The following is a 20,671-nucleotide window of genomic DNA, read 5'->3' as shown; positions in this document are numbered from 1 at the left end:
GGTACTGCGGGACCTACTTGCGCCAAGGCATGTGCTGGAGCGTCCACGTGTTGCCGTCCGGGTCGGCGAACCAGGCGTAGAACACGCCTCCCATGTCCTCGACCGGCGCGACGTCGACGCCACGGCCGATCAGCTCGTCGCGGGCCGCTTCAATGTCCGCGACCACGAGGTGCAGACCGCGCAACGACCCGACCGGCATGTCTGCCTGCGCGATCCCGGTGCTGAGCGTGATCGAGGCGTACGACCCCGGCGGCGTGAGCTGCACGATCCGCACCCCCTCGGCCGGCGCCACGTCGACATCAACAGTGAACCCGAGCTGGTCGGCGTAGAACGCCTTCGACTTGTCGAGGTCGCTGACCGGCACCATCACCAACTCCAGCAGGAACGCTCCGGGGCGGACATCGGCGGTGGGGTTCTTCTCGGTCATCTGAGTGGTCCTTCTGCTCTGAGTGGTTGCCTGACATGCGGTACGTCGGAACCGATTCCCCGTTCTCGACACGCCCTTGTGGTTGGTTCCCCCATAGATCCCTGGCTCGTCACCTGGTGCCGACAGGAGCTGGGTGCCACGCCGGTCGAGCGGTTGATGGTCTCGTCGCAGGTTGTCTGGAGAGCGGGGAGGAAATTGACCCGATCCGGGGGTACAACCCTCCCCAGATCCCTGATCAGCGGGCTTTGCGGAGCCAGGTTTCCACGCCGGAGATGTGGGCTGTCATCCAGGCTCGGGCGGCGTCGGTGTCGTTGGCTTCGATGGCGTCGAGGATGGCGGTGTGTTCGGCGAGGGTGCGTTCGACGGCGCCGGCCTGGGTGACGCCGCGCCAGATGCGGGCCCGCTGGGTGGCACCGGAGATGCCGTCCAGCAACGAGCAGACGACGGCGTTGCCGCTGGCCTCGGCGATTCCGCGATGGAAGCGCAGGTCGTTGGCGACCAGGTCGTCGATGGCCGCGTCGGCGGTGAGGTCACTCGTCAGCAACCGCAGTTCGGCCAGCTGTTCGCGGCTGATGCGAACGGCGGCCAGCGCGGCGACGCCGGGCTCCAGCAACCGGCGTACCTCGAAGAACTGCAGGACCGAGTCGTCCTGGTGCAGATCGACCATGAAGCTGAGCGCGTCGAGCAGGTGCGCCGAGTCCAGCGACGTCACATAGGTCCCGTCGCCGTGCCGCACGTCGAGCACGTTGACCAGGGTGAGCGCTTTCACGGCCTCCCGCAGGGAGTTGCGGGACAGCCCGAGCCGGGCCGCGAGGTCCGCCTCCTTGGGCAGCCGGTCGCCCGGCCTCAACTCCCCCGAGGTGATCATGTCCTTGATCTTGACGATCGCCTCATCCGTCAACGCCATTCGGTCAGTATGCCGCTACGCGCGGTCGCAAGGCGCCAAATCCGCCGGTTGGCACGCAGCAGTCGAGCACCGATGATCAGGGCTATGACGGACGGGTACTCCGGGAAGCCGCTTGCCACGAAGCTCGGGATCAAGCCCGAGCACACCGTGGTGCTCGACAACGCCCCACCCGGCTTCGCCATCGACGGCCTGCCGGACGGCACGAGAACACTCACCCGGCCCGGCAGGGCGGAGTACGACGTGATCCTTGCCTTCTGCCCGGATCGCGCCCGGCTCTCGGCCAGACTTCCCGTACTCCTGCCGAGAACCAGCACGGCTGGGATGATCTGGGTCGCCTGGCCGAAGCGCGCTTCCGGCGTACCGACCGATCTGGACGAGAACGGCGTCCGCGAGCTGGCCCTGCCGCTCGGGGTGGTGGATGTGAAGGTGTGTGCGATCGATGCCACCTGGTCGGGGCTCAAACTGGTCCGCCGGCTGGCCAATCGGTGAGAACTGGACTGATCCGCTGAGTGACGTTGGCCACATATGTACGGAAGAAAGTCCATCACGACCGGCGATCACCCGGCTGCATACTGTGGCCAGCAAGGCTCCCCAGACCATCGCCGGTAGACCGGAACGTCCGCCGGAACCCCACCCCTGCAACGGGTCCGGCAGTCAATCCGCCGTCAGTCCAGTTCCCGCCGCCGCGACCCGGCGGGGCGATCGCTGGAACACCTGCCACGGCAGTGTTTCAGCCCTCGATCGATCAACTGCGCGGGCGCCAACCACTCGATCGACTGGTCCGGTGATCCCGGGCTGCGGATCTGTTGCGGCAGCTATTAGCCTTGGCTCGGGAAGTCCCTCATAACTTCCCTAGTCATAACTCTGACCCGATCGGAAGAGGCGAACTGCCCAGTGGCCACCGAGCCATCAGAACCTGACCCCTTTGCAGCCTTCGGCGCGAACGAATGGCTGGCCGACGAGATGTACGAGAGCTACCTCTCCGATCCGAAGTCGGTGGACCCGGCCTGGATCAAGTACTTCGAGTCCGACAGCTTCAAGGGGAACAGCCCGGGTGATGCGAAGCCGGTGACGTCCAGCCCGGTCGACGCTCCCCGTCCGGACGCCGTGTCAGACAACAAGACCCCGGAGGCACCGAGCCGCGGTACGGCCGCTGCCGCCCCCGCCTCCAGCCAGCCGGCTGCCCAGGCCGCGGCGCAGGCCCCCGCGCCGGCCGCACCGGCTCCGGCTGCCCCGGCGACCCCGGCCCAGCCCGCGGCGCAGGCCCAGACAGCTTCATCCCCACAGAAGGCAGCTGCTGCCGGAGGCGGCACCCCTACCGGAGGCACGGTGAACCAGCCGACCAGCGCGCAACCCAAGCCCGCACCCGCGACCGCCGCGGACGCGGAGCGCAAGATCCTGCGCGGCGCGCCCGCCCGGACCGCGCAGAACATGGAGACCAGCCTCACGGTCCCGACCGCGACCAGTGTTCGCGAGGTGCCGGTCAAGCTGCTGATCGACAACCGCATCGTCATCAACAACCACCTGCGCCGGGCGCGCGGTGGCAAGATCTCGTTCACCCACCTGGTCGGCTGGGCGCTGGTGAAGGCGCTCAAGACGCTGCCGGAGATGAACGCGTCGTACGACGTGACCGACGGCAAGCCGACCCTGGTCCAGCCCGAGCACATCAACCTCGGCCTGGCCATCGACATGTCGAAGCCCGACGGCACCCGGCAACTGCTGGTGCCGTCGATCAAGGCCGCCGAGTCGATGACGTTCGCCCAGTTCTGGATGGCCTACGAGGACGTCGTCCGGCGGGCCCGGGACAACAAGCTCGCGCTGCCCGACTTCCAGGGCACCACGATCAGCCTGACCAACCCCGGCACGATCGGCACCCAGCACTCGGTGCCGCGGCTGATGAGCGGCCAGGGCTGCATCGTCGGCGTCGGCGCGATGGACTACCCCTCGGCGTACCAGGGCGCGGCCGAGGAGACGATGGCCAAGCTCGCGGTCAGCAAGGTGATGACGCTGACCTCGACCTACGACCACCGGATCATCCAGGGCGCCCAGTCGGGTGAGTTCCTGCGCCGGCTGCACCGGCTGCTGCTCGGCGACGAGGGCTTCTACGACGAGATCTTCCAGTCGCTGCGGATCCCGTACGAGCCGATCCGCTGGGCCGCCGACCTCCCGCACAGCCACGAGGAGGACATCAGCAAGCAGGCCCGCATCCTCGAGCTGATCCACGCGTACCGGGTGCGCGGCCACATCATGGCCGACACCGACCCGCTGGAGTACAAGCAGCGCAGCCACCCGGACCTGGACGTCGCCACCCACGGCCTGACGCTGTGGGACCTGGACCGCGAGTTCGCCACCGGCTCCTTCGGCGAGCAGAGCGACCGCCGGTTCATGAAGCTGCGCGACATCCTGGGCATCCTGCGCGACTCGTACTGCCGGACCACCGGTATCGAGTACATGCACATCCAGGACCCCGAGCAGCGCAAGTGGATCCAGGAGCGGGTCGAGCGGCCGCACACCAAGCCGCCGCGCGAGGAGCAGCTCCGGATCCTGGCCAAGCTGAACGAGGCCGAGGCGTTCGAGACCTTCCTGCAGACCAAGTACGTCGGCCAGAAGCGGTTCTCGCTGGAGGGTGGCGAGACCACCATCCCGCTGCTCGACGAGCTGTGCGAGGAGGCTGCCGGGGCCGGCCTCGACGAAGTCACCATCGGGATGGCGCACCGCGGCCGGCTGAACGTGCTGGCCAACATCGTCGGCAAGTCGTACGGGCAGATCTTCCGCGAGTTCGACGGCAACATCGACCCGCGGACCGTCCAGGGCTCCGGTGACGTCAAGTACCACCTGGGCGCCGAGGGCGAGTTCGTCTCCGAGTTCGGCGACAAGATCAAGGTGTCGGTGGCGGCGAACCCGTCCCACCTGGAGACCGTCGACCCGGTGCTCGAGGGCATCGTCCGCGCGAAGCAGGACATCCTCGACCAGGGCGCCGCCTTCCCGGTCCTGCCGGTGCTGGTCCACGGTGACGCGGCGTTCGCCGGTCAGGGCGTCGTCGCCGAGACGCTCAACCTGTCGCAGCTGCGGGGGTACCGGACCGGTGGCACGATCCACGTGATCGTCAACAACCAGGTCGGTTTCACCACCTCGCCGGCCTCGTCGCGCTCGTCGATGTACTGCACCGACGTGGCCCGGATGGTCCAGGCGCCGATCTTCCACGTGAACGGCGACGACCCCGAGGCCTGCATCCGGGTCGCCGATCTGGCCTTCGAGTACCGCCAGGCGTTCAACAAGGACGTCGTCATCGACCTGGTCTGCTACCGCCGTCGCGGTCACAACGAGGGCGACGACCCGTCGTTCACGCAGCCGCTGATGTACGACCTGATCGAGCAGAAGCGGTCGGTCCGCAAGCTGTACACCGAGGCCCTGATCGGCCGTGGCGACATCACGGTCGAAGAGGCCGAGCAGGCGATGCGCGACTTCCAGCAGCGGCTCGAGCGGGTGTTCACCGAAGTACGGGAGGCGAAGAGCCAGCCGGACACGCCGGCGCCGTACGTCACCGTCCCGGTCTACCCGGACAAGCCGGAGGGTCCGGACGCGACCGCGACCACGCCCGAGGTGCTGAAGAAGATCGCCGACGCGTACACCACGCTGCCGGAGGGCTTCACCGCGCACCCGAAGGTGATGCCGCAGCTGCAGCGCCGGGCCGCCGCGATCACCCAGGGCCCGGTCGACTGGGCCTCCGCGGAGATCACCGCCTTCGGTTCGCTGCTGCTGGCCGGTCGCCCGGTCCGGCTCGCCGGTCAGGACAGCCGCCGCGGCACGTTCGTCCAGCGGTTCGCCGCGGTCATCGACCGGGTCAACGGCCAGGACTACGTCCCGCTGCAGAACCTGGACGAGCAGCAGGCCAACTTCTACGTCTACGACTCGCTGCTCAGCGAGTACGCCGCGCTCGGCTTCGAGTACGGCTACTCCGTGGCCCGGCCGGACGCGCTGGTGCTGTGGGAGGCGCAGTTCGGTGACTTCGTGAACGGCGCCCAGTCCATCATCGACGAGTACATCTCGGCCGGTGAGGCGAAGTGGGGCCAGAAGTCCGGTGTCGTGCTGCTGCTGCCGCACGGCTACGAGGGCCAGGGCCCCGACCACTCGTCGGCCCGGATCGAGCGCTTCATGGCGCTGTGCGCCGAGAACGCGATGACCGTGGCCCAGCCGTCGACACCCGCGTCGTACTTCCACCTGCTGCGGCGGCACACGCTGCAGGAGGAGCACAACCCGCTGATCGTCTTCACGCCGAAGCAGCTGCTCCGGTTGAAGGCAGCGGTGTCGCAGCCGGAGGAGCTGACCAGCGGTACGTTCCACCCGGTGCTGGGCGACGCGGAGGCCGAGCAGAACCCGGCGGCCGTCGAGCGGGTCATCCTGTCCTCGGGCCGGATCATCTACGACCTGCTGGCCGAGCGGAAGAAGGCCGAGCCGGACAAGATCAGCACGGCGGTCCTGCGGATCGAGCAGCTGTACCCGCTGCCGGCCGAGGAGATCAAGGCCCAGCTGGCGAAGTACCCGAACCTGCAGGAGATCCGCTGGGTTCAGGACGAGCCGGCGAACCAGGGTCCCTGGCCGTTCATGGCGCTGAACCTGACCGAGCACCTGGGCGGCAAGCCGTTCTACCGGGTGTCCCGGCCGGCCATGTCCGCCACGTCGGTCGGCTCGCACGGCGTGCACGTCGCCGAGCAGGCGACGCTGATGAAGCAGGCCTTCAGCTGACGTGTACTTCACCGACAGAGGAATCGAGGAGCTCGAGGGCCGGCGGGGCGAAGAAGAAGTCCCGCTGGCCTGGATCGCCGAACGCCTCCGCGAGTTCGTCGACCTGAACCCCGACTTCGAAACCCCCATCGAACGCTTCGCCACCTGGCTCGCCCGCCTGGACGACGAAGACGACTGAGAACCCCTCTGGGTTTAGTTTGTGCAGATGCCCTTCGCCAGTCATCCGGTACGCCGGGTAGCCGCGGCGGAGGGCATCAGCGTGTCCCGCACCTGGCCCCACACCATCCCGGCCGTGCGCCAACTCCTGACCGACGGCCTCGACCTCGGCCCCGGCGTCACCTTCCTGGTCGGGGAGAACGGGGCGGGCAAGTCGACTCTGGTGGAGGCGATCGCTATTGCGTTCGGTATGTCGCCTGAGGGCGGGTCGACCGGTGCCAGGCTGACGACTCGTGCTTCGGAGTCGTCGCTCTCGCGAGACATCCAGCTGACCCGCGGCGCAGGCTCAGCGCGCTGGGGCTTCTTTCTCCGGGCTGAGACCATGCACGGGTACTACACGTACCTGGAGCAGAACCCGGGCGGACGGGACCCGAAGTTCCACGAGTTGAGCCACGGCGAAGGCTTCCTCGAAGTACTCCAGAGCCGCTTCGACAGCCCGGGCCTGTACTGCCTGGACGAACCGGAATCCGCCCTCTCGTTCTCCTCCAGCCTCGCCCTGGTCGGCGTCCTGGACGAGCTGGCCAAAGGCGGCGGCCAGGTCATCTGCGCCACCCACTCCCCCGTCGTCTGCTCCCTCCCCGGCGCCACAATCCTGGAGGTCGGCGACTGGGGCCTCCGCGAGACAACCTGGCCCGACCTCCTCCTGGTCCAGAACTGGCGCGCCTACCTCGAAGCCCCCGAACGCTACCTACGCCACGTCATTGGTAATGAGCCTGACCGACCTTGAGCGCCGTGATTCGGCCGTAGCGGGCTCGGCCGTTGTAGGTGGAGCAGTAGAGGGTGGCGGTGCCGGGAGCGTCGAGGACCAGCAGGTCCTGCACGCTGACGGGGATGCGTGGGGAGGTGATGCTCCAGCCGAGGCGCACGGGAGTTACGTCGCCGGTGCTGAGTTTGCAGTAGCCGTTCTGGTTGTCGCCGTCGAGGTTCTGCAGCTCCGCCTTACCGAAGAGCGCGTACGAGCCGGCCGGCAGCTGGATCGAAGCGACCGGCGTCTCGGTGTGGTTGTGCAGGTCGACGTTTCCACCGGCCATGTAGGCGTCGCTGAAGCCAGGAGCGCCTTGCTCCCCTTGCGCACCCTGCGGCCCTGTGGGCCCGACAGGTCCCTCGGCACCGGTTGCGCCGGTGTCGCCCTTGGCGCCTGTCGCCCCTACCGGTCCGACAGGTCCCACCGGACCTTGCGGCCCGGTCTGGCTCCAGGTCGTCGGCAGTTCGGTCGAGCGGCACCTCTCGCCCTTCTCGACGACTCGCAGCGCGCCCTTGTCCTGCAGCAGTCCGCCCTTGTTGTAGCAGCCGTGGATCACGCCGTCATCGTCCGGAATGGCCGCGTACGCGACACTCCCCACTCCGATCAGCCCCACCGCGACCGCGATCCCGGCCAGCCGTGCCTTCTTCATGAGTCCTCCCCTGGGTCGGCCGGCCCCCGCGATTCGGCCGGCTCCTCACGAACCGGCTCGGCCACCCACGAACTTAGGTGCCCAAGGCATGGGTTCGGCCCAACCCTGACCCAGCGACCACCACACCCTGCCCTCGAAGCCCGGTGCCAGTTGCCCTCAGACGCAGTACGGCCCTAGTCCGTATGCGGCGGACGGCGGCGCAGCGGCGGGTCGGGGGCCAGGGAGCCATCAGGGGCGATGTGCTCGAAGATCTGGTCGACCATGTTGAGGACGTGCGGGTCGTCGACGGTGTAGATGTGCCGGCGGCCCTCGCGGCGGGCGGTGATGATGCCGGCCAGGCGGAGCTTGCCGAGGTGCTGGCTGGCGGTGGCGATGCTGACGCCGACGCGGTCGGCCAGCGTGCCGACGTCGTACTCGCCCTGGGCCGCCAGGGACACCAGGTGCAGCCGGACCGGCGCCGAGAGCATCGCGAACGTGCTGGCGGCGGCGTCGAGCTGGGCTCGGGTGGGTTCAGGGGGTGTGCTCATCGCGGAGTCATTGTGACCTTTCCGGAGGTCCCCTGGTACTCGGCAGGCCGAGCGTGAGTACGGTCTCATACTTGCGCAATTGCGAAAGTATCAAAACGATGGCAGGCTGGACATCGTGATCAGAGCACTCCGCCCCGTCCTGATGCTGCTTCTCGCGGCTGTTCCGGCGATCGCGCTGCGGCTCAGCGGCGTCCATCCGGCAGCTCCGTTGGCCATCGTTGTCTTCGGGCTCGGAGTGGTCGCGGCGTCGTTCGTGCTGGCCTGGGCGGCCGAGGCGGCCGAGGTCGACATCTCCGGCGGCCTCGCGATCGCGCTGCTCGCGGTCATCGCCGTACTTCCGGAGTACGCGGTCGACCTGTACTTCGCCCACACCGCCGGCAGCCAACCGGAGTACGTCGCCTACGCCGCCGCCAACATGACCGGCTCCAACCGGCTACTGCTCGGCCTCGGCTGGTCCAGCGTCGTACTGATCAGCCTGTACGTCGCCAGCAAGCGCAGCGGCCGCACCATCAAGGCCCTGGTGCTCGAGACGGGCTACCGCCGCGAGCTGGGCTTCCTGGCCGTCGCTAGCATCGTGGCCTTCATCATCCCGATCACCGGGCAGATCCACTTGCTCCTGGGCATCGCCCTGCTGGCCTTCTTCGCGTACTACCTCTGGCGCGCGGCTACGGCCGACAGCGGCCACGAGCCGGACCTCATCGGACCGGCTGCCCGGATCGGTGCGCTCGCCAAGGTGCAGCGACGGATCACTGTCGTCGCGATGTTCGTGGCGGCCGCCGGGATCATCCTGCTGTCCGCAGAGCCGTTTGCTGACTCGCTGGTCGAGGGCGGGCAGGCACTGGGCATCGACCAGTTCCTGCTCGTCCAGTGGCTGGCCCCGCTGGCGTCTGAGGCGCCGGAGTTCATCGTGGCGATCCTGTTCGCCTGGCGCGGCAAGGGAGCGGCCGCACTCGGCCTGCTGATCTCCGCGAAGGTGAACCAGTGGACGCTGCTCATCGGCAGCCTCCCGATCGCCTACGGCATCGGTGGCGGCCCTGCTGCTCTTCCGCTGGACGGTCGCCAGGTCGAGGAGTTCCTGCTGACCGCTACCCAGACGGTGCTCGGCCTGGCGGTCCTGCTGAGCCTGCGCTTCCCGCGCTGGGCTGCTTGGACGCTGCTGGGGTTGTTCGCGGTGCAGTTCGCAGTACCAGGGCAGACCGGGCGCTATGTGCTCTCGGGCATCTACCTGGCGCTGGCGATCTGGGCACTCAGCTACAACCGCCAGTACGTCGTACAGACCCTGACATCACCGTTCCGCCGCACCTCGAAGGTCACGGCGGAACAGGAGTCGGAGTTGGCGGGGGTTTAGCTGGCCTGCTGCTCCTCGACCATCGGGGTCGGGCGGCGGCGCTCCTGCGGGCCGGGGCGGCCACGGCGGCGGCCGGAGAGGAACTTCTCGCCGGCGGCGGTACCGGTGAACTTGGTCCGGCGGGCCCACTCACGGCACTCCTCGATCACCGGGCAGGCGGTCATACAGATCGCCTGTGCCTTGCGCTGCTCCCAGGCGCTCGCGGTCTCGTCGTACGCCGGCGCCTGGCCGATGCATGCCGCACGCATCATCCAGCGGTCGGCGGGGTCGGCGATCACCGTCAAGGTCGGCCTCATGGGCACTCCTGCTCAAAGCTCATCGATCGGGCGGATCGATCCGGGGGGTTTCCCGCGGTACGACCAGCGTGCGCCAGCCTCGTTGCCCCGGTGCGACGGCAATGTTTCAGCCATGAAACGTCACGACCGGACAATGTCACACCGCAGCCGCCGCCAACCCCCGATTCGCCGCCCCCGTGAGCAAACTCCGCACGGTCTCCTCAGCACAAGCCTTGTTCGCTCCGATCCCGCCCTGCGCCCCCCGCTTGATCCACCCCGTCACAAAATGCCCCGGCCGCCCAACCACAGCCCCTCGCTCATTCGGCACCACCCCACGCACCTCATCAAACGGCAACCCAGCCACCGGCTGGCCGACGAACCCGACCGCCGTGAACAGGTTGCCCGCCGAGATGACGCCACGGCTGGTGCTGAGCCCGGCACCCGGATCCCACGCGGTCGGCGTGGTGTTGAAGCGCAGCACGATCCGTCGCCCAGGCAGCGGCGGCACGCCCAGCTCGGGAGATGTGTCCCGAGCGACAGGACATAGTGGCTGGTCGGCGATTGCCGGCGGGGTTTCTGAGCGCGGCGACGGGCTGGTTGAGTCACTATGTCCTGTCGCTCGGGACACATCGACGCCTTCGAGGTCCAGCAGGTCGCGGAGGGCCGAGTCGGAGTAGGCGGCGGCTTCGGGGCCTCGGCGGGCGAGGATTACCACCTCGGTGATGCCGCTGGTTGCGAGGGCCGTGCGGACTGCGGGCGGTAGGTCGAGGTCAGCCAGGCGGTCGGCGTCGCTGACCAGTAGGCGGGCCAGGTCCAGGGCCACATTGCCGTTGCCGACGATCACTGCTCGGGGGCCGCGCAGAGAGACCGGCAGGTCGGCGAAGCCTGGGCGGCCGTTGTACCAGGCAACTACCGAGGAGGCGGGGCAGCTGCCGGCGGAGTCTTCGCCGCGGATGCCGAGGCGGCGGCTGGTGTAGGAGCCGACCGCGTGGATCACGGCGTCGTACCGGCTCTCCAACTCCACCGCGTCTGCCTCGACGCCGGGGCGCCAGGTGACTCGGGGGTGGTCGAGGATGCGGCTGAAGGTCGAGATGATCTGTTTGGTCATCGGATGGTCGGGGGCGACGCCATAGCGCGCCAGCCCGCCGACCACGGGCAGCCGGTCATAAACAGTCACCTCGGCGGTACTACGCAACAGCAGCTCCCGAGTCGCGTACATCCCCGCCGGCCCCGCCCCCACCACCGCAACCCGCCGCGGCCCCGAAGTCCACGGCGAGAAGGTGGGCGCCTCCCAGGTGTTCAGGTCGAGTGCGTCGAGAGCCGGCGTCGATTCGAAGTACGAGCGGTTGAGCTCTACCTCGACCGGCGTCGCCTGCTCGGCCGGCTTGGCCGCGCCGACCGGACACGCATCCGCACAAGCCCCACAGTCGATACAGGTCCGCGGATCGACGAACAGCCCATCCATGCCACCCAACGGATGAATGCTGTTCATCGGGCACACCGCCACACAGCTCGCGTCCGAGCAGCATTCGCCCGTGATGACGTAGGCCATCAGCGCAACCCCGTACGCCGGTAAACCCGCGTCGCCGCCGGCGTCAGCAACCCGACCTCGCCCAGGAAGTCCATCAGGTTGGCGCAACTCGACCGCAGCAACGACCGGTGATGCTCATTCGCCCGAGCCTCCCGCAGCGCCCGCTCCGGATCGAGACCGGCGTTCGCGTAGACAGCCCGGGTCACCATGCTGCTCACGATCATGTCGGCCGCGATCGCGATCACCAGCGCACTCACCCACCGCCGGGCCGCACCGGATCCGGCCAGCCGCTGGCGCGTCTCGTCCCGAGCGAACACCATGTGCCGCGACTCCTCGACGACATGGATGTGGTTCACCGTCCGTACCAAAGGCTCGACCCGGCGGTCCCGCATCCAGTCCCGCTGCATCACGTCGAGCACTTCCTCCGCGACCAGGATCGCCGCGTACGCCGTCTCGCCGGTCGCCACCGTCTTGAACATCCGCCCGAGCTCCCGCGCCTTCGTCCCCGGCCGGTACTCCGCGTCGACCAGCCGCCCCGACGCCCGCGCGAACATGATCGAGTGCCGGCACTCGTCGGCGATCTCGGTCAGCGCCCACTGGAACTCCGCACTGGCCGGATTCACCGAGTAGACGTCGCGAAGGATCAGCTGCTGCAGAATCATCTCGAACCAGATCCCCGTCGAGGCGACCGACGCCGCCTCATGCCGGGTCAGCTCGACGCGCTGCGCTTCGGTCAGCTCATCCCAGTACGCCGTGCCGTAGAGCGTGCTCCACTCCGGACTCAGCCCGTAGCCGTCACCGAGCGGCGCCTCCCAGTCGATCTCCGTCGCCGGATCCCGCGACAACCGCGCCGAGGAGTCGAGCAACCGCCGTGCAGTCTGATCCGTGCCGTGCATGGAGAACCTCCCGGCCGAGATACAACATTCTCTATGTAACATAGATCGTGTATCAAAGCGGGGCAACCCTGGCGGTCACTGGCTGGGACGAACCATCCTGAGTTCCGGGACGCCGAAGAACGGCTCGTCCACCTGGGTGCCGTCCTCGACGAACCCGTGCCGCCGGTAGAACGCCTTCGCCCGCTCGTTGCCCGCCAGCACCCAGAGGCTCGCCGCCTCCTTGCCGATGGCAACGTCCAGCAGCCGGTACCCGAGCCCGCTCCCCCACCACTTCTCACGCACGTAGATCGCGTACAGCTCCAACGCCGTCGGCGCATCCTCGTCCCGCGTCGGCCCCGGCGACGAGAACCCGATCACCCGGTCCCGTACCGCGGCCGCCGGATCAGGATTGACCGCGACCCACCGCTGCACCCCCTGCGACAGCCGCTCCGTCCACCGCTCGACCCGCAGCTCCAGATCGCTCGTCTTCTCGGTCAACCGGTCCGCGTCGACAAGCCCGGCGTACGCCTCCTGCCAGCAGGTCAGATGGCACCAGGCAGCGGCTTCCGCGTCCGCGACGACGGCGCGGCGGATCTCGATCTCCATTCAGACAGTGAAGACGATCTTGCCGAAGACGTCACCCGCATTCAGTTTCGTGAAGCCCTCGCGGGCGTCGGCGAGCGCGTAGGTGCTGTCGATGTGCGGCCGGATGCCCGCATTGGCCATGAACTGCACGAGCTCGGCCAGCTCGGCCCGCGTCCCCATCGTCGAGCCCTGCACCCGCAGCTGCAGGAAGAAGATCCGGTTGAGCTCGGCCGACTTCGGCGCCTGCCCGCTGGTCGCGCCGGAGATCACCACCGTGCCGCCCTGCTTGAGCGACTTCAGCGAGTGCGACCAGGTCGCCTGCCCCACGGTCTCCATCACCGCATCGACCCGCTCCGGCAACCGCGCACCCGACTCGAAGGCCTCATGCGCCCCGATCTCGACCGCCTTCGCCCGCTTGCCTTCATCCCGGCTGGTCGCCCAGACGCGCAGCCCGGCAGCCCGTGCGAGCGTGATCAGCGACGACGCGACCCCACCACCCGCGCCCTGGACAAGTACCGTGTCCCCCGGCTTGAGCGGCGACTGCGTGAACAACATCCGGTACGCCGTGAGCCAGGCCGTCGGCAGGCACGCGGCCTCCTCGAAACTCAACCCAGCAGGCTTCGGTACGACGTTGGCGGCCGGCACCGCGATCTTCTGGGCCAGCGTCCCCTGGTGCACTTCGCTCAGCAGCGACCGCTTGGGATCGAGCGTCTCGTCGCCCTTCCACGAGGGATCCGAGATGACCGCGTGCACCACCACTTCGTTGCCGTCCGGGTCGATCCCCGCCGCGTCGCAGCCAAGGATCATCGGCAGATTCTTCTCCGCCAGCCCGACACCCTTCAACGACCACAGGTCATGGTGATTGAGCGCCGTCGCCTTGACGTCGACCGTGACCCACCCGTCAGCCGCGACCGGCTCGGGCCGCTCCCCCACCTCCAGCGCAGAGATCGGGTCGTCCGCGTCGAACCTGGCAGCGTAAGCAGCAAGCATGTCGTCCACCTTATTGGGTTGAGCACCGCATCGGGGCTGGTGCAAGGTTCGCCGGATGAGCATCGTGATGAACCACCCGTCCGAAGACCTGACCTTCATGACGCCGTTGTCGCAGGCGCGGGCCGGACGGCTGACAGAGTTCCTGGCCACCAGCCCACAGCGGCACAAGGAGCAAAGAGTTCTCGATCTCGGCTGCGGCTGGGGAGAGCTGCTCCTGCGGGTGGTCGAAGCCTCGCCGACAGCTCGTGGAATCGGCATCGACCTCGACCAGCCGGCGATCGAGCACGGCCGGAAGCTGGCCAGGGACCGCGGTCTGGCCGACCGGGTGACGTTCACGGACGGCGATGCGAAGGCGCAGCCCGACGGATCGGCCGACGCGGTGATCTGCATCGGCGCGAGCCAGATCTGGGGCCCGCCGGTCGAGGCGAGGCAGCCGCTCGACTACGTGAGCGCGTTGCGCGCCCTGCGGAAGCTGGTCGCTCCGGGCGGCAGGGTCCTGTACGGCGAGGGCATCTGGTCGCGTACTCCGACGCCCGAGGCCATCGCGCCGCTCGCCGGCCGGCCGGACGAATTCGTCGGGATGGGCGAACTGATCGAGCTCGCCGTCGCGCACGGCTTCCAGCCGATTCAGGTGCACGAGGCCAACCTCGACGAGTGGGACGAGTTCGAGTCCGGATCCAACGCCCGGTACACCCGCTGGCTGGCCGAGCACGGCACCGGGCACCCGGACGCCGACGGCATACTGGCCCGGGCCGCCGCGAAGCGCGCTGCGTACTTCGGCGGCTACCGCAGCATCCTCGGTATGGCTTACCTGGCCCTCGTCGCCGTCTAGCACGAGAGGGCCAGGGCAGCATCGAGCACCGCAGTGCTCGACGCTGGCCTGCTCAGTCGCGGGCTACTCCGTCGCGGCGGGCCGCCTCGGCGACGGCTGCCGCTACGGCCGGGGCGACGCGCGCGTCGAACGGCGACGGGATGATGTAGTCCGCCCGCAGCTCGTCCTCCGGGATCAGCGCAGCCAACGCCTCGGCGGCGGCCAGCTTCATGCCCTCGGTGATCCGGCTGGCGTTGACGTCGAAGGCGCCCCGGAAGATGCCCGGGAAGGCCAGGACGTTGTTGATCTGATTCGGGAAGTCCGAGCGACCCGTGGCGACGACCGCGGCGTGCCGGTGAGCGATGTCCGGGTGTACTTCGGGATTCGGGTTGGCCAGCGCGAAGATCATCGCGCCAGGCGCCATCCGCGCGATGGCCTCCTCCGGCACGGTCCCGCCCGACACACCGAGGAAGACGTCAGCGCCATCCAGCGCATCGACCAGCCGGCCGGAAAGTCCACCCGTGTTGGTGTCCTGGGCCAGCGAAAGCTTGACCGGGTTGAGGTCCGGGCGATCCTCGTGCAGCACGCCCTTGCTGTCCACGACGGCCAGGTCGCCGACGCCCGCCTGCAAGAGGATCCGCGCGCAAGCCACCCCGGCCGCACCCGCGCCGGAGATGACGACGCGGATGTCGGAGATGGACTTGCCGGTCAGGCGCAGTGCATTGCGCAGGGCAGCCAGTACGACGACCGCAGTACCGTGCTGGTCGTCGTGGAAGACCGGGATGTCGAGCCGTTCCTTCAGCCGGCGCTCGATCTCGAAGCAGCGCGGCGCGGAGATGTCCTCGAGGTTGATGCCACCGAAGGTCGGCGCCAGCCGGACGACAGTCTCGACGAACTCGTCCACATCCGTGCAGTCCAGGGCGATCGGCACCGAGTCGACTCCGCCGAACTCCTTGAACAGCAGGGCCTTGCCCTCCATCACCGGCAGCGACGCGGCCGGGCCGATGTCACCGAGTCCGAGCACCGCGGTGCCGTCGGTGACGACCGCGACCACGTTGGACTTCCAGGTGTACTTGCGGACCAGCGCCGGGTCCTCGGCGATCGCGGTGCAGACCCGGGCGACGCCGGGCGTGTAGGCGCGGGACAGCTCGTCGGCGTTCGTGACGTGGACCGAGGACGTCACCTCGATCTTGCCACCGAGGTGCAGCTCGAAGACCGGATCACCGGCGTAGGGATCGGCTTGCGGGGTGGACGGAACCACTTCGGCGACCATGAAAGGGACCCTTCACTTCGGAAAGCAGGCAGAAGAAATGCAGGAGCGAGCGTTCGATGAGGGTGCGTCGAACGGCGCCGTTGCCAGGGGGTCACCCGTCGCTACGAGTAAACCACAGGACACACTGGTCCTATCTGTGAGGGTTCACACACTGCAGTACCGCGGATGACGATCGAGTCTCGTCCACCGAAAGCAGCGGTCACGTGACTGCCTGCTGTGCCAGGATGCGAACCTTCCACAACCGGCACGAGGAGCACTCGCGATGAACCAGATTCTGCGTACCAGCCGCCGTACGGTGGCAGCCGCCTCGGCGGCCGTTCTCGCCCTCTCCCTGGTCGCCTGCGGTGGCGACGACTCCGGTAGCGGCGGCGGCAGCGACGACAAGGCGAAGGCGGCCGGCATCACGCTGGTCAAGTCCGGCAAGCTGACCGTCTGCACACACCTGCCGTACAAGCCGTTCGAGTTCAAGGACGGCACCAAGGTGGTCGGCTTCGACTACGACCTGCTCGACCTGGTCGCCAAGGACCTCGGCGTGGAGCAGGAGGTGGTCAACATCGAGTGGTCGCAGATCACCTCCGGGGCCGCCTTCGCCGCGAAGAAGTGCGACATGGGGATGGGCGCGATGACGATCCGCGAGGACCGGCAGAAGGCGCTCGCCATCACCGACCCCTACATGGACGCGACCCAGGTCCTGCTGGTGAAGAAGGACTCGCCGTACAAGTCGCTGGCCGACCTGAAGGGCAAGAAGATCGGCGCCCAGGCCGACACCACCGGCAAGGACTACGCGGACAAGTACAAGGCCGCCAACGGCTACGAGGTGCTGGTCTTCGCCGACCTGACGCTGCAGACCAACAACGTCAAGTCCGGCCGGGTGGACGCCGCGATCAACGACAACGGCGTGCTCTACCCGTTCGTCTCGGAGAACCCCGACACCGCCGTGGTCGCGGAGTTCGACACCGGTGAGAAGTACGGCTTCGCCGCCAAGAAGGACGACCCGTCCGGCACCAAGCTGGTGGAGAAGTTCAACGAGCTGCTGAAGAAGGCCAAATCCGACGGCAGCTACACCGAGATCTACAAGAAGTGGTTCAAGACCGAGCCGAAGAAGTGAGCGCGCCCGAACACGCCCCCGCCGTACCCCGGCGGGGGCTGAGTCCCCGGCAGCGGTCGCAGCGCTGGCGGCTGGCGCAGTACGCGGTACTGGCCGCGCTGGTCGTGGTCGCGATCTTCTCGGCCGACTGGAAGCAGATCGGCGATGTCTTCTTCCGGCCGGCGCTGATCAAGGCGGCCTTCACCGAGGGGCTGCCCGAGGCGCTGCTGAAGACGCTCGAGTACACCGCCGGAGCGTTCGTGATCGGCCTGGCCGGCGGCACGATCCTGGCCCTGATGCGACTCAGTTCGGTCGGTCCGTACCGGTGGCTGGCGACGGCGTACATCGAGTTCTTCCGTGGGCTGCCGGCCATCGTGGTCTTCATCGCGTTCAGCCTGCTGCCGCTCGCGTTCGAGGGGATGACGATTCCCTTCGATCCGTACGGCGTGGTCTGGCTCGCGCTCGGCATCGTCGCGGCCGCCTACATGGCCGAGGTGATCCGGGCCGGTATCCAGGCGGTGCCGAAGGGGCAGATCGAGGCGGCCCGGTCGCTCGGGATGCCGCCCGGGCTGGCGTTGCGCAAGATCGTCCTGCCGCAGGCGTTCCGGATCGTGCTGCCGGCGCTGGCCAATGACCTGATCCTGCTGGTCAAGGACTCGTCGCTGGTCTTCATCATCGGCGTCTCGACGTCGGCCAACGAGCTGACCGGGTTCGGTCGCGAGCTGGCCAACAGTGAGTCGAACCTGACGCCGCTCATCGTGGCCGGCATCTGCTACCTGATCATCACCCTGCCGCTGGGCATCCTCGTCCGCCGGCTCGAGGCAAAGGCTGCGAGGGCGCGCTGATGGCACTGGTAGAAATCCACGATCTGCACAAGTCCTTCGGCAGCAACCACGTACTCCGCGGCATCGACTTCGCCGTCGAGGAGGGCGAGGTGGTCTGCGTCATCGGCCCGTCCGGCTCTGGCAAGTCGACGCTGCTGCGGTGCGTCAACCTGCTCGAAGTACCGGAGAAGGGCAAGGTGCTCGTCAGCGGCGAGGACATCACCGACCCCGACTGCCACCTGGACGCAGCCCGGGCCCGGATCGGGATGGTGTTCCAGCAGTTCAACCTGTTCCCGCACCTGTCCGTACTGGCCAACTGCACCGTGGCGCAGACGACGGTACTGCGACGCAACGCGTCGGCCGCCGGGGAGATCGCGCGGGCCAACCTCGATCGGGTCGGCCTCAACGACAAAGTGAACGCCTACCCGATGCAGCTGTCGGGCGGTCAGCAGCAGCGGGTCGCGATCGCCCGGGCGCTGTCGATGGACCCGGCCCTGATGCTCTTCGACGAGCCCACCTCGGCGCTCGACCCAGAGCTGGTCGGCGACGTCCTGACGGTGATGCGCAAGCTCGCCCTGGACGGCATGACGATGCTCGTCGTCACCCATGAGATGGCCTTCGCCCGCGAGGTCGCCGACCGGGTGGTCTTCATGGACGGCGGCGTGATCGTCGAACAGGGCCCGCCCGCCGAGGTGATCGGCAACCCGCAGCAGGAGCGCACCCGCACCTTCCTGCGCCGGGTGCTCGACCCGACCCACGTCGAGCCGACCTGATCGTTGCCATACGCAACATGAAGTCACCGTCCGTGCGCGGCCGCCGACAGTCCGTGGCGGCCGCGGCGTACGGACCCAGTACCGAGTGTGACGATGACTACGATCCGGTCTCCAATCGGTGTTTGTCAGTGCGCAACTGGTCGGGGGCTGTGCCAAGATGCGGAAAAAGCAGCCTTGGAGGGCCTTGAGATGTCAGTTCTGCGTATGACCCTTGCCGTGTGTGGGGTCGTGGTGCTGTCCGCGAGTGGATGCGGTTCGGACAGCCTGTCGGGTAGTTCCCCGTCGACGAGCACCTCGTCGTCGAGCCAGCCGACCGCCGGCGGCTCCGTGGACCCGGAACTGGCAGCGGCGTTGCCGGCCAAGATCAAGTCGGCCGGCAAGATCACCGTCGGCACGGACGCGACCTACCCGCCGAACGAGTTCCTGCAGGGCGGCAAGACCGTCGCCGGGATGGACGTCGACGTGTTCAACGCCGTCGCGAAGAAGTTCGGCGTCACCGTCGACTGGCAGCCGGCCGGCTTCGACACCATCATCACCGGTGTGCAGAGCGGCAAGTACGACATGGGCATCTCGTCGTTCACCATCAACGACAAGCGCAAGGCCCAGGTCAACATGGTCAGCTACTTCAACGCCGGCACCCAGTGGGCCACCGCGGCGGGCAACCCGAAGAAGGTCGACCCGGCCGACGCCTGCGGCAAGACGATCGCCGTCCAGAAGGGCACCACCCAGCTGGAGGACGACCTCCCGGTCAAGCAGGCGGCCTGCAAGAAGGCCGGCAAGCCGGAGATCAAGCTGATCATCCGCGAGAAGCAGGACGCCGCCACGGCCGATGTCGCCACCGGCAAGGCCGACGCGATGCTCGCCGACTCCCCCGTCGTCCTCTACGCCGCCAAGCAGTCGCAGGGCAAGATCGAGGCGCTCGGCGACATCTACGACGCCGCGCCCTACGGGTACGTCGTACCGAAGGCCGAGACCGCCTTCGCCGACGCGCTCGCCAAGGCCCTCAAGGCGGTCGATGCCGACGGCTCCTACAAGGCTGCGCTGAGCACCTGGGGCAACGAGTCGGGCGCGATCACCGACTTCGCCGTGAACCCCTGAGATGACGTCAGGTACCGACGACCCGGGTCCGGTCGACCAGCCCGCCACCACGGCGGCTGACCGGCCGGGCGCGATCGACGCCGTCCCGGTCCGGCACCCGGGCCGCTGGGTGGCCATCGCCGTCCTCGCGGTGCTGTTCGCGATGTTCGCGCACCTGGTGCTGACCAACAAGGAGTTCGACTGGAAGTTCGTCTTCCAGGCGATGAACCAGTCGCCGGTGCTCGAGGGCCTGGTCAAGGGCACCTTGCTGGTCACCGTGCTGAGCATGGTGCTCGGGGTCGGCGGCGGTGTACTGCTGGCCGTGATGCGGCTGTCGGACAACCCGATCCTGTCGGGCGTGGCCTGGCTGTTCACCTGGTTCTTCCGCAGCGTGCCGCGGTACATCCTGCTGTTCACGATGGCCACGCTCGGCATCCTGTTCAAGGACGGGCTGTCGTTCGGCTTCCCGTTCGACTGGAAGATCATCGAGTGGCTGGGGATGTCGGGTGACTGGCGGTTCCTGACCCTGGACGCCAACCAGGTCTTCACCGGCATCGTGGCCGGTGTGCTGGGACTCGGCTTGTCCGAGGCGGCGTACATGGCCGAGATCGCCCGGGCCGGCATCATGAGCGTCGACAAGGGCCAGCTCGAGGCCGCCGAGGCGCTCGGGATGAACCGGGGCAAGGCGATGCGCCGGGTCGTGCTGCCGCAGGCGATGCGGGTGATCGTGCCGCCGACCGGCAACGAGACGATCGCGATGCTCAAGGACACTTCACTGCTGATCGCGGTACCGGTGACGACCGAGCTGTTCTACCAGCTGCAGTCGATCGGAAGCGTTTACTACAAGACATTCCCGGTCGCCGTCGCCGCGACGCTGTACTACCTGGCCGCCACCAGCGTGCTGATGGTCGGGCAGTACTTCCTCGAGCGGCACTTCGGCAAGGGCTTCGGGACCAAGGCCCCGCGAGCCGCCCGGCCGGCCGGGGCAGGAGGCGCCTGATGATC

The 20,671-nt window shown here is 68.1% G+C and carries 21 protein-coding genes; 11 read left to right on the top strand and 10 right to left on the bottom strand.

The features are described from left to right. Positions 1-13 precede the first annotated feature (13 nt). Entirely contained in the window at positions 14-427 is a 414-nt protein-coding gene (locus ABD116_RS03425) for a VOC family protein (protein WP_343964678.1), read from the bottom strand. A gap of 235 nt (positions 428-662) precedes the next feature. Further along, positions 663-1,334, bottom strand: a complete 672-nt coding sequence (locus tag ABD116_RS03420) for a FadR/GntR family transcriptional regulator (protein ID WP_343964677.1) — start codon at positions 1,332-1,334, stop codon at positions 663-665. Positions 1,335-1,418: 84 nt separating this feature from the next. Between ABD116_RS03420 and ABD116_RS03415 the strand changes: the two genes are divergently transcribed. The 4 genes from ABD116_RS03415 (at position 1,419) to ABD116_RS03400 (ending at position 7,023) form a co-directional block, all read left to right on the top strand. Beyond that, entirely contained in the window at positions 1,419-1,823 is a 405-nt protein-coding gene (locus ABD116_RS03415) for a DUF3052 domain-containing protein (protein WP_343964676.1), read from the top strand. Positions 1,824-2,228: 405 nt separating this feature from the next. Further along, complete coding sequence (locus ABD116_RS03410) at positions 2,229-6,080, top strand: multifunctional oxoglutarate decarboxylase/oxoglutarate dehydrogenase thiamine pyrophosphate-binding subunit/dihydrolipoyllysine-residue succinyltransferase subunit (protein ID WP_343964675.1); 3,852 nt, start codon at positions 2,229-2,231, stop codon at positions 6,078-6,080. 1 nt (position 6,081) lies between these two features. Then, a complete protein-coding gene (locus ABD116_RS03405) occupies positions 6,082-6,258 on the top strand; it encodes a DUF6104 family protein (protein WP_343964673.1) in 177 nt (58 codons plus the stop codon). Between the two features lie 27 nt (positions 6,259-6,285). Beyond that, positions 6,286-7,023 (top strand): AAA family ATPase, encoded by a 738-nt coding sequence (locus ABD116_RS03400; protein WP_343964671.1) that lies wholly within the window; start codon positions 6,286-6,288, stop codon positions 7,021-7,023. Here the strand turns inward: ABD116_RS03400 and ABD116_RS03395 are convergent. Both ABD116_RS03395 and ABD116_RS03390 read right to left on the bottom strand, forming a co-directional pair. Continuing rightward, positions 6,995-7,690: a hypothetical protein gene (locus tag ABD116_RS03395; protein WP_343964669.1), complete on the bottom strand. Its 696-nt coding sequence runs from the start codon at positions 7,688-7,690 to the stop codon at positions 6,995-6,997. The two genes, ABD116_RS03400 and ABD116_RS03395, sit on opposite strands and share 29 nt — an antisense overlap. Before the next feature lie 173 nt (positions 7,691-7,863). Beyond that, on the bottom strand, positions 7,864-8,217 hold the full coding sequence (locus ABD116_RS03390) for an ArsR/SmtB family transcription factor (RefSeq protein ID WP_328327299.1): 354 nt from the start codon (positions 8,215-8,217) through the stop codon (positions 7,864-7,866). A gap of 115 nt (positions 8,218-8,332) precedes the next feature. On the opposite strand from ABD116_RS03390, the gene ABD116_RS03385 reads away from it, so the two are divergent. Next, on the top strand, positions 8,333-9,565 hold the full coding sequence (locus ABD116_RS03385; RefSeq protein ID WP_343964667.1) for a sodium:proton exchanger: 1,233 nt from the start codon (positions 8,333-8,335) through the stop codon (positions 9,563-9,565). Here the strand turns inward: ABD116_RS03385 and ABD116_RS03380 are convergent. From ABD116_RS03380 to ABD116_RS03360, 5 genes are all read right to left on the bottom strand, one after another. Next, a complete protein-coding gene (locus ABD116_RS03380) occupies positions 9,562-9,861 on the bottom strand; it encodes a WhiB family transcriptional regulator (RefSeq protein WP_328327303.1) in 300 nt (99 codons plus the stop codon). The two genes, ABD116_RS03385 and ABD116_RS03380, sit on opposite strands and share 4 nt — an antisense overlap. A 136-nt stretch (positions 9,862-9,997) precedes the next feature. Beyond that, positions 9,998-11,392: an FAD-dependent oxidoreductase gene (locus ABD116_RS03375; RefSeq protein ID WP_425552046.1), complete on the bottom strand. Its 1,395-nt coding sequence runs from the start codon at positions 11,390-11,392 to the stop codon at positions 9,998-10,000. Continuing rightward, on the bottom strand, positions 11,392-12,267 hold the full coding sequence (locus ABD116_RS03370) for an AurF N-oxygenase family protein (RefSeq protein ID WP_343964662.1): 876 nt from the start codon (positions 12,265-12,267) through the stop codon (positions 11,392-11,394). The genes ABD116_RS03375 and ABD116_RS03370 overlap by 1 nt, the downstream gene beginning before the upstream one ends. Positions 12,268-12,342: 75 nt before the next feature. Further along, on the bottom strand, positions 12,343-12,852 hold the full coding sequence (locus tag ABD116_RS03365; protein WP_343964660.1) for a GNAT family N-acetyltransferase: 510 nt from the start codon (positions 12,850-12,852) through the stop codon (positions 12,343-12,345). After that, positions 12,853-13,821 carry a zinc-binding dehydrogenase gene (locus ABD116_RS03360; RefSeq protein ID WP_343964658.1) on the bottom strand — a complete coding sequence of 323 codons (969 nt, stop codon included), beginning with the start codon at positions 13,819-13,821 and terminating at the stop codon, positions 12,853-12,855. A gap of 55 nt (positions 13,822-13,876) precedes the next feature. Between ABD116_RS03360 and ABD116_RS03355 the strand changes: the two genes are divergently transcribed. After that, entirely contained in the window at positions 13,877-14,653 is a 777-nt protein-coding gene (locus ABD116_RS03355) for an SAM-dependent methyltransferase (RefSeq protein WP_343964656.1), read from the top strand. Positions 14,654-14,705: 52 nt separating this feature from the next. Here ABD116_RS03355 and ABD116_RS03350 read toward each other — a convergent pair whose 3' ends face one another. Then, a complete protein-coding gene (locus ABD116_RS03350) occupies positions 14,706-15,905 on the bottom strand; it encodes an NAD(P)-dependent malic enzyme (RefSeq protein WP_343964654.1) in 1,200 nt (399 codons plus the stop codon). 262 nt (positions 15,906-16,167) lie between these two features. Here ABD116_RS03350 and ABD116_RS03345 point away from each other — a divergent pair, with 262 nt between their 5' ends. The 5 genes from ABD116_RS03345 (at position 16,168) to ABD116_RS03325 (ending at position 20,666) form a co-directional block, all read left to right on the top strand. Continuing rightward, the gene (locus ABD116_RS03345; protein ID WP_343964652.1) at positions 16,168-17,013 is read left to right on the top strand and encodes an ABC transporter substrate-binding protein; all 846 of its coding nucleotides are present in this window, start codon (positions 16,168-16,170) and stop codon (positions 17,011-17,013) included. Continuing rightward, positions 17,010-17,837 (top strand): amino acid ABC transporter permease, encoded by an 828-nt coding sequence (locus ABD116_RS03340; protein ID WP_343964650.1) that lies wholly within the window; start codon positions 17,010-17,012, stop codon positions 17,835-17,837. Before ABD116_RS03345 ends, ABD116_RS03340 begins: the two co-directional genes overlap by 4 nt. Next, positions 17,837-18,589 (top strand): amino acid ABC transporter ATP-binding protein, encoded by a 753-nt coding sequence (locus ABD116_RS03335; RefSeq protein WP_343964648.1) that lies wholly within the window; start codon positions 17,837-17,839, stop codon positions 18,587-18,589. The genes ABD116_RS03340 and ABD116_RS03335 overlap by 1 nt, the downstream gene beginning before the upstream one ends. Positions 18,590-18,778: 189 nt before the next feature. After that, entirely contained in the window at positions 18,779-19,687 is a 909-nt protein-coding gene (locus ABD116_RS03330) for an ABC transporter substrate-binding protein (protein WP_343964646.1), read from the top strand. Between the two features lies 1 nt (position 19,688). Beyond that, on the top strand, positions 19,689-20,666 hold the full coding sequence (locus ABD116_RS03325) for an amino acid ABC transporter permease (RefSeq protein WP_343964644.1): 978 nt from the start codon (positions 19,689-19,691) through the stop codon (positions 20,664-20,666). Positions 20,667-20,671 lie beyond the last annotated feature (5 nt).

The organism is Kribbella koreensis (genome assembly GCF_039525325.1).
Classification (GTDB): Bacteria; Actinomycetota; Actinomycetes; order Propionibacteriales; family Kribbellaceae; genus Kribbella; species Kribbella koreensis.
The sequence above is the reverse complement of the archived record's forward strand: the minus strand, read 5'-3'. Positions and strand labels throughout refer to the sequence as shown.